Annotated in this window: 4 protein-coding genes and 1 pseudogene; 2 read left to right on the top strand and 3 right to left on the bottom strand. The window is 65.7% G+C overall.

Going from position 1 to position 12,651, the window contains the following annotated elements:
* Positions 1-43 precede the first annotated feature (43 nt).
* Together STROP_RS18420 and STROP_RS18415 are read right to left on the bottom strand one after the other, a co-directional pair.
* A complete protein-coding gene (locus STROP_RS18420; RefSeq protein WP_012014871.1) occupies positions 44-2,251 on the bottom strand; it encodes an MMPL family transporter in 2,208 nt (735 codons plus the stop codon).
* A gap of 31 nt (positions 2,252-2,282) precedes the next feature.
* A complete protein-coding gene (locus STROP_RS18415) occupies positions 2,283-2,831 on the bottom strand; it encodes a TetR/AcrR family transcriptional regulator (protein ID WP_012014870.1) in 549 nt (182 codons plus the stop codon).
* A 229-nt stretch (positions 2,832-3,060) separates the two neighbouring features.
* Here STROP_RS18415 and STROP_RS25835 point away from each other — a divergent pair, with 229 nt between their 5' ends.
* Entirely contained in the window at positions 3,061-4,020 is a 960-nt protein-coding gene (locus STROP_RS25835) for a DNA polymerase domain-containing protein (protein WP_028680523.1), read from the top strand.
* A 49-nt stretch (positions 4,021-4,069) separates the two neighbouring features.
* Here the strand turns inward: STROP_RS25835 and STROP_RS24245 are convergent.
* Positions 4,070-4,927: pseudogene (locus tag STROP_RS24245) on the bottom strand (polysaccharide deacetylase family protein); the annotation flags it as partial.
* Between the two features lie 608 nt (positions 4,928-5,535).
* Here STROP_RS24245 and STROP_RS18405 point away from each other — a divergent pair.
* Positions 5,536-11,706 (top strand): RHS repeat-associated core domain-containing protein, encoded by a 6,171-nt coding sequence (locus STROP_RS18405; protein ID WP_043535464.1) that lies wholly within the window; start codon positions 5,536-5,538, stop codon positions 11,704-11,706.
* Positions 11,707-12,651 lie beyond the last annotated feature (945 nt).

Genomic DNA, 12,651 nt, shown 5'->3' with positions numbered 1-12,651 from the left:
GCCCGGCGCATCACGCGCTGGACAAGGGGCCGCTTCGTTGACCTCAGGTGCGGGCGGGCTCCTGCTCCGCCAGGTGGTGACGCAGACCCTCACCCTCCACGTCAACGTTGGGCAGGACCCGGTTCAGCCAGCGCGGCAGCCACCATCCGGCATCGCCGAGCAGGGACATGACCGCCGGCACGATCGTCATCCGGACCACGAACGCATCGATGGCGACGCCGACCGCTAGCGCGAAGCCCATCGACTTGATGACCGGGTCTTCCATGAAGACGAAGCCACCGAAGACGGAGATCATGATGAGCGCGGCCGCGGTGACCACCCGGGCGCCGTGCCCCATTCCGTTGATGGTGGCCTGCCGGGCGGTGTCGCCGTGGACGAAGTCCTCCCGCATCCGGGAGACGAGGAAGACCTCGTAGTCCATCGCCAGGCCGAAGAGGATACCGATGAGCAGGATCGGCAGGAAGCTGATCAGCGGCCCCGGTGTGTCCAGACCGACCAACTCGGCGAGGTGGCCCTCCTGGAAGACCGCGACGGTGAGCCCGAAGGTGGCCGCCACGGTGAGCAGGAAGCCCAGCGCGGCCTTCACCGGCACCAGCAGCGAGCGGAACACCAGCATCAGCAGCACGATCGACAGCCCGACCACCAGGAGCAGATAGACCGGCAGTGCGTCGGCGAGCTTCTCGGAGACGTCGATGCCGATCGCGGTCACACCGGTAAGCAGCACGTCCACGCCCTGGATGCCGCCGACCGAGCCGCGGATGTCGTCCACCACCTGCTCGGTCGCGGGGTCGGTGGGCCCGGTCTCCGGGATCACGGCGAGGAGGGCGGTTCGCCCGTCCGGACTCAGCTGCGGCGGCGTCACGGCCAGGACGTTGTCGGTGTCCTGGACCAGGGCCGCGACCTGGGGTACGGCCGCTGCCGTCGCCTGCGGGCTGTCCCCAGCCACCACGATCGCCAGCCGACCGGTGAAGCCCGGCCCGAAGCCCTCGCTGATCAGGTCGTTGGAGACCCGGGCCGGTGAGCCGACCGGTGCGGTTCCCTGGTCCGGGAGGGCCAGCCGCATGTCGGAGGTGGGCAGCGCGAGCGCGCCCAGCCCGAGCAGGCCCACCAGGATCACCGGCACCCGGAACCGGATGGCCAGCCGAGCCCAGCGGAAGCCGAACGTGGTGCGGTCCTCGGCGGGCGCGGTCGGCTCGGGTGCGTCCGTTCCCGGTTCGGTCGGGGTGGCCCCGTAGTGGTGCCGTTGCCTGCGGCGGAGCACCCGCCGGCCGGCGAAGCCGAGCAGCGCCGGCTGCAGGGTGAGGGCGACCAGCACGGCGACGACAACCGTTCCGGCGGCGGCCAGACCCATCACGGTCAGGAACGGGATGTTCACCACCGCCAGACCGGCCAGCGCGATGACCACGGTGGCGCCGGCGAAGAGTACGGCTGACCCGGCGGTGCCGACCGCCCGGCCGACCGCCTCGTCCGGCGGCAGCCCCTCGAGCAGGTTCTGTCGGTAGCGGGAGGTGATGAAGAGCGAGTAGTCGATGCCGACCGCGAGACCGAGCATCAGGGCGAGGATCGGCGCGGTGCTGGTCAACTCGACCACGCCGCTGAGCGCGAACAGGGCGGCCATGCCGACGCCGACCCCGATCAGCGCGTTCAGCATGGTCATTCCCGCCGCCACCAGCGAGCCGAAGGTGATGACCAGGACGATCGCCGCGATCACCACGCCGATCGCCTCGCTCGAGCCGAGCTCCGGTTCGGCGTTGAGTACCTCACCGCCGGGGGCTACCTGCCAGCCCTGCGCCTTGGCCGCGGCGCCGACCTGCTCGTACGCCTCCCGCTCTTCGTTGGTGACCTTGTCGGCGCCCTCGGCGAACTGGACCTGGATCAGTCCGTACTGGCCGTCGGGGGTGATGGCCTGGGCCGTGAGCGGGTCGACCGCAGTGACAACGCCGGGCAGCGTCGCTGCCTCCTGGGTTACCTCGGTGGCTACCGCCTGGCCCTGTGGCGTGCCGAGCAGGCCCGGCTGTGGAGCTTTGAGCGCGATCGTGCCGGTGGCGCCGCTGGCCTCCGAGAACTGCTCGTCGAGCAGGTCCTTCGCCTGCTGCGACTCGGTGCCGGGCATGCTGAAGTCGCTCGCCGTCGGGCCGCGCAGGGTCAGGGCCGCCAGGCCGAGACCGGCGAGCACGACGAGCCAGATCGTGGCGACGAGGCGCCGTCTGCGCATCGCGCCGCGGCCGAGCCGGTAGAGCAGGGTCGACATGGGTCGGTGTCCTCCGTCGTTATCGGTTGGGTCAGGTGACCGGTTCGAGTGCCCGGCGGACCAGCGCAAGTAGCGCCGGACGTAGCTCCGAATCGGGGAGATCGATGAATTCGCCGCACGTCTCGGCGATGCCCGCAAGCACCACCAGCGCGGCGACCCGGGCGGCCGGGCGGTCGGAGTGTCCGGCAAAGGCGCGGACGAGCCGTTCCGGGACGTGTTGCAGGTGGTCGAAGGGAGGGTGCTCGAGCAGGCCGGGGAACTCCCCACGGAGGAACGCGGTCTCGCGCCGGAACTGGACGGCCAGGTCGACGTAGCCCTCGGCCGCGACCCGCTGTGCCTCGGCCGGGCTGCTCGCGGCTGCGATGCGTTCGTCGAGCTCCCGTAGCTGGTCGATCGGCCGGGCTACCAGTTCGGCAAGAATGGCCTTCTTGTCGGCGAAGTGGTAGAGCACCGCCGCCTTCGAACAGCCCACGTCTGCCGCGATGTCCTGTAACGACGTGCCCCGGTAGCCGGATTGCGCAAACCGTCGCCCCGCCGCCGCGAGAATGTTGTCATGCCGTTCGGGCACCGCCCGTGTCATGCCGGTCCCACCTCCCTCAACAGCATGCCTGACCGATCGGTCAGATGCCGACTGATGGGCAAACCAGTGGCGTTCGCCACACACAGGTGGGTCCGTTTGGCCGTGTCGAAGGAACTTTGGGCGATGCTCTGGCGGTGGCTGCCGGTTCCGGGCCGAGGGGCTGGCCGCCATGTTCGCGTCGACGGCCGGGCGTGTTGACCGTTGCCTCCGTTGCCGGCAGGGTGACCGGATGGGCAAGGTCGAGGAGACCCGGGACGGGGTCGCACTGACTAACCTGAGTCAGCCGCTGTTCGACGGGGCGGGCGCAACAAAGCGCGATCTGGTGAACTACCTGGACACGGTGCGCGACCGAATCTTGCCTCACCTGCGGGAACGGCCGCTGTCAGTCATGCGGGTGCGCCCCGGGCAGCCCCCGTTCATGCAGAAGAACCTGCCGAAATACACCCCGAACTGGATTCCTCGTACGGGGGTGTGGGCGGCAGCCTCGCACCGCGAGATCTCGTACGCCCTCTGCGGCGACCGACGCACACTGCTCTGGCTCGCCAATCAGCGGGCGGTGGAATTCCACCCCACCCTCGCCACGGTCGCCGCCCTGCAACGTCCGACCCACCTCGTGCTCGACCTGGACCCGCCGGAGGGCGCCCTGTTCGAGGTGGTGGTGGCCGCGGCCCTCCTGGTCCGACGGGCTCTCGCCGGTGCCGGGCTCGCCGGGGTGGTGAAGACCAGCGGCGCCAAGGGAGTGCACGTGTTCGTGCCGGTGACGGGGGATGCGACGGCAGAGGATCTGGCAGCTGCCACCCGAGCGATCGCGTTCCGGGCGGCACGCCTCGGCCCGGACCTCGCGACGACCGCCTTCATCCGGGAGGACCGGAGTGGGAAGGTCTTCATCGACTCCACCCGAGCTGGCGGGGCGACGGTGGTGGCCGTGTACAGCCCGCGGCTACGGCCGGGCGTGCCGGTTTCGTTCCCGGTGCCCTGGGACATCCTGCCCTCGGTCACGCCCGCCGACTTCACGATTCAGACCGCGCCCGCCCTGGTCGCCACCGGGGATCCGTGGGCGGACGGAATGCCCACGGCGCAACAGCTCCCGGCCGACCTGGTCGCCGAGGGGCGCACCATCCCGGTGGCCCGGGTGCAGGCGATGCAGGAGGGGAAGCGTCGGGCCCGTGCCCGGCGGGCCGCCGGCTGAGCCTCCCGGGTGCCGTACCACGTTCTGTCCGCCGCGGGCGGTCACCTGCTCCCGCCGCGGGGTTGCGGGCCGCGAAATCATTGGCAATCTCATCGAAGGTGACCCACCGGATGCTCTTGTGCTGTTTGATGTAGTCGATAATTCGTTCGAGCATCAGAAGGACCTGCGGATGTCCCGAGAAATCGGGGTGGAGATTGATGGGGAATACGGCATGGTCCAGCTCCCGGTAGACCCAGTCGAACTGGTCGCGCCACATCTTTTCCAGTTGTCGTGGGTTGACCCAGCCATGACTGTTGGGGTTGGCCTTGATGAACATCATCGGCGGTAGGTCATCGAGATACCAGTTTGGTGGGATCTCGATGAGATCGGTCTCCTCGCCGCGGACCAGCGGCTTCATCCACTCGCTGGCTCGGGCGGAATAGTCGATCTTGGTCCAGGTGTCCCCGGCGCGAAGTCGGTAGGGATGGAAGTCGTTGTGCATGAACGTGCGGTCGTACTTGATTCCTCGTTCCAGCAACAGCTCATGCGTGACCGGTGAGAGTGATCCCCATGGTGCGGCGTATCCCGTGGGCTGCCGCTTACTCACGGCCTCGACCAACTCGATGCTTCGGTCCAGGACCGCAGCCTCCTGCGTACGGCTCATCGCCAGCGGGTTCTCGTGACTGTAGCCGTGGATGCTCATCTCGTGGCCGGCGTCCACGATCTGTCGGCACTGGTCGGGGAAGGTCTCGATGGAATGCCCGGGTACGAACCAGGTGCTCCGTAGGCCGTACCTTCGGAATAGCTTCAGCATGCGCGGTACGGCGACCTCACCCGCAAAGAGGCCGCGGGAAATGGAATCCGGCGAGTTCTGACGTTCCCGCCCTTCCGTCCGCCACCCCCTGGCCGCCAGGTTTCTTGACCTGATTCTTCCCGGAGTGTCCCCGTGCGGTGCGATTTTGGCTCGATCCCACCCCACCCCACCCACGCCCCGCAGGCCGCAACTCCCGGGGGTGGGGCTTGGGCGCAGCAACATCCTTCCAGCCCGCCACGAGGGCAAGCCATCTCAGATGTCACCCATCGGTGCAGCAGACCCAGGTGGGTGAGTCCCCCCCCCCAACTTCGAGTCACCGAGGACTACCGCGCTGTCGGTGCCAGGGGGGATCACCGCTGCGACGCAGCTCTCCATGGTGTTGGTAGTGCCACCGCCGCGGAGCTTGCGGAAGTTGACCTCGGAGCCATAGGCAGCTTTCGGACTTGGCTCGTAATTTTGGGTGATCTGATGCGGGCTGTGCGTGATATCGCTATGTCCTTATGTGATCAATTGGGAGTAAGGGGTGTAGGTGTTATTTGGCGATTTGCTGCTTGGGTTGCCCGGGTAGGTGTTTAGCGACATTTGCGGAGATGAATTGACAGTTCTGTGAGCTGTTCTTGATACTCGCGGGGCTCCGTTGATCTTCCACCCTGGAGTTCCGCGTGTCTGCTTCTCGCCGTTCGGCTTGTGCCCGTGGTCGTGTGCGCTGGTTGGCGCCGTTGATGGTGGGGGTGTTGGTGGCGTCGCTGGTAGGCGGGGTGCCGCCGGCGTTGGCTGCCCCCGCCGCAGAGCCAGAGTCGGAACAGCGTCCGACACCGGTGCCGGTGTCGGCGGTGGTGAGCAAACCGAAGCCGTTGCCGGGAATGCCGGTGTTCACGCCGGAGCCGGTGGTCTGGCCGACTGAGGGGTCGGCGGTGGTCGATTTGCCGCTGTCGAGAGATCAGTCGCGGCGTGTGCGGGGGGCGGTGAAGCCGGGTGGTTTGCCCGTTGGGGTGACGGCGGTGGACGACGATGCGACGGATGTGTTGTCGGGCCAAGCGTTGGCCGATGCGGCGGATGCCTCGGAGCTGCCGGCTCGGGTGCGGGTCGAGGTGTTGGATCGGAAGGCGGCGCAGCGGGCGGGTGTGCCGCTCGCGTTGCGGGTCGATCGTGTGGATGGTGGCGGGCGGGGACGCGCTGAGGTGCGGGTGGACTATTCGTCGTTCGCGCACGCCTATGGGGGTGACTGGGCGTGGCGGTTGCGGTTGGCGACGATGCCGGCGTGCGTGTTGACCACGCCGGAGGCAGCGGAGTGTGGGCAGGTTCGGTGGTTGGATTCGGTCAATGACGGTGCCGCGGGCGTGGTCACTGCTGAGGTGGACCTGGCTGCTTCCGCGCTGGAGCCGCAGAGCGGTCGGTTGGCGGGGTCCGACGCGGCCGGGTCGGCTGCGGGGCAGATTGTGGTGTTGGCTGCGGCTGGGTCCTCGACGGAGGCTGGGGACTTTTCGAAGACAGATCTGAAGGCGTCGTCGTCGTGGGCAGCTGGCGGTAACTCCGCGGATTTCACCTACTCGTACCCGATGGAGGTGCCGACGGTGCCGGGTGACCTGGTACCGGAGGTGAGTCTGGGGTACAGCTCGGGTTCGGTGGACGGGCAGACGGCGGGGTCGAACACTCAGCCGTCGAAGTTTGGGGAGGGGTGGAACTACACCCCGGGGTTCATCGAGCGTACCTACCGTCCGTGCGTGGACGACTCCGAAAGTGAACTGTCGCCACACTGGACGTCGTTGGCGTCGACGGGGGACCTGTGTTGGCGGCAGCCCAACGCGCAGATCATGCTCAACGGCACGTCCAGCGAGATCGTGCTCGGCAGCGACGGGAAGTGGCGGCTGGCCGACGACGACGGGTCGCGGGTGGAGTTGCTTACCGGTGCTCCTAACAGTGACAACAACGGTGAGCACTGGCGGGTGACCACGACGGACGGGACGGAGTACTGGTTCGGTCGGGAGAAGCTGCCCAATGGTAAGGGAAACATGAACTCGACCGCGGTGGCGCCGGTTTTTGCGAACCATTCGCACGAGCCGTGTTTCAGTAGTTCGTCGGTGGGATCGTCGCGGTGTCAGCAGGCATGGCGGTGGATGCTTGACTATGTGGTGGACCGTAACGGTAACGAGATTTCGTACTGGTATGGCCGGGAGACGGTTCGGACGGGGTTGAGGAATTCGGCGTCGTCGACGGCTCAGTATCACCGTGAGGTGTATCTGAAGCGGATCGAGTACGGCACTCACGCAGCTGACGCGTCGAGTGTGGTGGCGCCGGCGCGGGTGGTGTTCACCAACTCGGACCGGTGTGTGACGACGTCGTGTGGTACGCGCAACGAGGCGAACTGGCCCGACACTCCGTGGGATCTGGAGTGCACGGTGTCGGCGTCGAGTTGCTCGAACAATCTGACGCCGAGTTTCTGGTCGAGTAAGCGGGTATCGAAGATCTCGACGCAGGTGTTGACGAGCGGCTCGTATTCGACGGTGGATGAGTGGGCGATCGGACATCAGTTCCCGTCGGCGCCCGGATCACCGGTGTTGTGGCTGTCGAGCATCACGCGTACGGGCAAGACGGCGGGTGGCTCGATCACGCTGCCTGCGTTGACAACGTACGGCACGAGGATGCAGAACCGGGCTGACTATGACCCGGACGCGTCGATGCAGTCGCATGAGAAGTATCGGGTCACCAGGCTGCGGACCGAGTCCGGTGGCCAGGTTGATGTCACCTACGCCGACACGGACACCGGGTGCCGGTTCGGGTCCGCGTTCCCGGATCCGGATCACAACTCGAAGCGGTGCTTCCCGCAGTACTACACCAACCCGTCGGGGCAGACGGGCTGGTCGTGGTGGCACAAACGGATTGTGTCCAAGGTTGTCGAGTCCGACCTAGTGGGAGGTTCCGCACCGATCACGACCGAGTACGGGTATTCGACGGCGAACTCCTCCACCAGCGTGTTGTGGGCTCACTCGGACGGGGCTGCGGTGTGGGCGGCACCGCTGGCGAAGCGGTCCTGGGCTGATTGGGCCGGCTACACCAACGTCACCGTCAAAAGGGGCTCGGGTTCGGGTACCCGGTCGCAGACCGACTACCTGTACCTGCGGGGCCTGCACGGCGACTACATTTCCTCGGGAACCCGCACCGCGTCGGTGACACCGTTCGACTCGGTCGTCGGTGGAGGCGCGGCCACGGACGCCGAGTACCGGCGGGGGCATCTCCTCAACGAGCGTACCTATGACCGGGCTGGCGGCAGCGTGGTGCAGATCGTCAAGCACGACCCGTGGACGGTGACGACCGGTACTCGGACGCTGTCGACGACGTGGGCGGTGCCGAACGTGCACAAGTCCTACATCACCCGGGTCGACGACGAGATCCGGTGGGAATGGGTCGACGGGGCCTGGTCACGGCGGTCGCTGGTGCGCACCAGCTACGACTCCACGCTGGGCCGGGTGGTATCGGTGTCGGACGAGGGCGGACCCGCGACCGACGACCAGACCTGCGTCACGTACACGTACGCGGACAACCCGTCAACGCACAAGTACGACTTCGTCAAGCAGGAAACCCTGCGGGCCGCGGGTTGCAGTGAGACGCTAGGCGAGCTGCTCGGCGACACCCGCTACTACTACGACGGGCTCGCCCACGGCGGCGCACCGGGACGGGGCAACGTCACCAAGACTGGCCACTACGTCGATGACGCTTGGGTCATCGCCTCGCAGAACGTGGTCTACGACTCCCACGGTCAGGTCACCTCGTCCACCGACGTAGCGAACCGGACCACCACCACGGTCTACACGGAGAACTCCGACCGGCTGACCACCACGGTCACGGTCACGAACCCGGCCGGTCACACGAGCACCAGCAGCTTCGACGTCACGCGTGCCGTCCCATTGACAGTCACCGATGCCAACAACAAGGTGACAACCGGCACCTACGACGCGGTGGGTCGGCTGCTGTCGGTAACCCGGCCCGGCAACACCACCGGTACTCCCGATGTCGAATACGCCTACACCCTGTCGAAAACCGCACCATCCTGGGTGCGCACGCGGGCGTTGGGCCCGAACGGCAACCAGATCACCTCGTACGAGATCTACGACGGGCTGCTGCAACACCGCCAAACCCAGGCCACCGCCGCTGACGGCAAGCGGGTCATCACCGAGAACGTTTACGACGAGCGCGGGCTGACAGCTAAGGAATCCACCTTCTGGAACACCGACTCCACGCCGACGTCTACCCTCGTCACCGCCGCTGACTCCGCCATCGAGCGACAGACCCGCTACACCTACGACGGGCGAGACCGGCAAACCGCCGCGGAAACCTGGTCACGGGACACGTACAGGTGGAAGACGACCACCGCGTACACGTGGAATTCCACCACCGTCACCCCACCCGCCGGGTCCTACCCCACCCGCGACATCGTCGACGACCACGGCCGGGTCGCCGAGAAGCGGCAGTACCACACGGCAAACACGGCGGGAGCGTTCGACCAGACCACCTACGGGTACAACCTGCGCGGTGACCTGACCTCGATCGTCGACCCGGCCGGGAACACCTGGTCCTACACCTACGATCTGCGCGGCCGACGAACCCAGGCTGTCGACCCTGACGCCGGCACCACCAGCACCGACTACCACGACACCGGCACGGTGAAGACCGTCACCGACGGGCGCGGCAGCACCCTGTACTACAGCTACGACGACCTCGACCGGCGCACCGGTGTCCGCGACGGATCCGCCACCGGCCGGCTGATGGCCGCTTGGACCTACGACACCCTCGCCAAGGGCCAGCCGACCAGTTCCACCCGCTACGACACCGACGCACTGGCCTACACCAGCAGCGTCGACTCCTACGACGACGGCTACCGGCCCCTGTCCTCTACAGTCATCATCCCCGCGTCCACTGCCAACAGCACGCTCGCCGGCGCCTACACCACCACAACGACCTACAAGCCCAACGGAGCCGTCGCCACCCAAAGCCTGCCCGGTGTCGGCGGGCTGCCCGCCGAAACGCTGACCCACACCTACACCAGCCAGGGCCTACTCACCTCCATGGCCTCCGGCGAACAGACCTACCTCGCCGACATCGACTACGCCTACGACACCCTGCCCTACCGCACCTACCTCGGCGACAACGACAATCGAGTGCGACTGACCACGCAACACGGCACCAGCGTCCGCCGGCTCCTCGACGCCCGGGTGCAGACCGAGAACCCCACCACCCCGGGCACCTGGGACGACAAGTTCAGCACCCAGTACGCCTACCAGGACAATGGCCTGATCAGCGTCATCGCCGGGAAGACCGACGGCCAACGAGACCAGGTCGAATGCTTTACCTACGACCACCAACAACGCCTCACCGAAGCATGGACCGAAGCGACCTGGAACTGCGCCACCCCGCAACGCGCCGGCGCCGATCCGTACTGGCGGCAATGGACCTTCGACACCATCGGTAACCGACTCACCCAGGTCGACAAGAACCCCGCCGCCGGGGACACCACCTGGACCTACACCAGCCCCAACCCCGGCCAGGCCCGACCCCACACGGTCACCGACGTCACCGCGACCGGCCCCCAAGCCGCCACCCCCACCCGAGCGTTCACCTACGACGACGCCGGCAACACCCTCACCCGAACCACGCCCACCGGCGACACCCAAACCCTGACCTGGAACCCCGAAGGCCGCCTCGACACCCTCTCTGAAAACGGCGACATCACCAGTTACCTGTACGACGCCAACGGTGCAAGGCTCCTCACCCGCGACCCCGACAAAACCACCCTCTATCTCGGCCACACCCAACTCGAACTTTCCACCGGCAGCACCCAAGCCGACGGCACCCGCTACTACGACGGCTACGCCATCCGCGACACCACCGGCCTGAAGTGGACCGTCAACAACCACCAGGGCACCGGCCAAGTCCAGATCGACGCCGGCACCCTCACCACCCAACGCCGCCGCCTCATGCCCTATGGCGAAAGTCGCGGCACGCCACCGTCTCCCTGGCTTGGCACCCGAGGCTACGTCGGTGGCACCACCGACCCCACCGGCCTCACTCACCTCGGTGCCCGAGAATACGATCCCACCCTCGGCCGCTTCATCAGCGTTGACCCGATCATTGAGTCGACGAACCTTCAGCAGATGCATGGGTACGCCTACGCTAACAACTCTCCAATTACGTTCAGCGACCCCAGTGGCCTATATTACGAAGAGGGTGTCAATGGAGATGGCCGACGCGCCTACATCACCAAAAAGAAGATAAAGATAACCGGCAAGCCCATAAAGCGGCCGAGTGCTCAGCTTCGACACCGTTTCAACAGTACTTATCGGGCGATACGCAAGATTCAGAAAGTTGTAAAAGCTGCTATATATATCAAGGTGGATCGGCCCGATGGAAAGAAAGGGTTCGATGTTAGTGCCATTGATGTCGCCAACAATGTGGGAGCCGGCCTTCAGCATGTAAAGAGTCGGGCTGTGAATCTCCGAGGATTCGGGAATACCGCCGACTCGCGGCGACGGAATGCATTCGCTGTACAGACGCGATTCAGGAAGGATGGCAGGGTTCGCGCGCTCGACCGGGTAACCGGTGCACGGTACTTCAGTCGGGCTGGTTTTGTCATGATGGCTGTCGACGGTGTCTTCACTTATAGTGATGAGCGCAAGGATGGTGCGTCTGAAGCGGCTGCAGCTACTGTGGCAGGTGCTGGTGCGGTTGGAGGAATGGCCGGCGCTTGGGTAGGCGCGCAAGCGGGCGCTGCAATTGGCACTGCCGTCGGCGGGCCGGTGGGCACTCTCGTGGGCGGTGCAGTAGGTGCCTTGGCCGGAGGAATTATAGCAAGCGAGGTCGGCAAGGGGCTCGGGAGGGAAGTCAGTTCATGGTTCTAGTTCCCTGAAATCCTTGGATCCGACGAAGCGGAGGAAGCGTGACAGCGGTGGTTGCTGGGGTGGAAGCCTCAATCGAGGTTCCTGGTCTCGCGTTGGTCTTGGGTCTGATTGCAGTCGTGATTGTCATTTGGCTGGTTACTGTTGCCTGGTGGTTCAATTGGAGGACGTTCTTCCCGGACGGGGATGAGTCAAGAGTCATACTTGCGACCACTCTGGGCTTTACCTTCGGTGTCGCATTTCTGGGGACAACCTGGATCGAGCCGAGTAAGAATTTGTCAGCGAACCTAGTTGACGTAATCCAAAAGGGACTCGTTGTACTTACGCTGGTGTCGGCGTTGTCGGCCGCGACAATTTACTGGTTCAACCGACCTCGATTTCTGGTCCCTTCCCGCTACCGTAATGATCGCGGCCGGTGGGCCGATCGGGCCGTACGGCGTGGACGATAGACCGAGTTGTCAGCTTCGAATCTAGTGGGCAATTTTCGTATATTTGCGCTTGTGGGGGGGGCGGATTGGATGGGTTGCGCTTTCTGTGTTTCAAAAATTCATAACTGCTCCGAATTGTTGGTCAGTAGGGAACTTGGACGTAGTCGGTGACGCCCGTCGGATATTCGAACGGCGCCCCTGTCTAAGTCCACGCCGAGTATGTTGCTGGGCGTAGCGGCATGTCATCCAAGCTGCTCGGGTCATCCGTGCGAGACGGCGAGGGCAAGCAGGTCTAGATTCCGTTGCCGTCGAGCCAAGTGCGGAAGCTCCGCAGTTCGGCACGGTCGAAGCACAAGGTGGGTGAGTCCGCCCCAACTTCGAGTCACCGAGGATTGCCGCACTGTCGGTGCCAGGGAGGATCGCCGCTGCGACGCAGCTCTTCATGGTGTTGGTGATGCCACCGTCACAGAGCTTGCGGAGGTCGACCCGGAGGTGTCGATCGCGTGAAGGTCGATCGGCT

Source organism: Salinispora tropica CNB-440 (genome assembly GCF_000016425.1).
GTDB lineage: Bacteria > Actinomycetota > Actinomycetes > Mycobacteriales > Micromonosporaceae > Micromonospora > Micromonospora tropica.
Note: the sequence above shows the minus strand (reverse complement) of the source record. Positions and strands in the feature narration are given on the sequence as shown.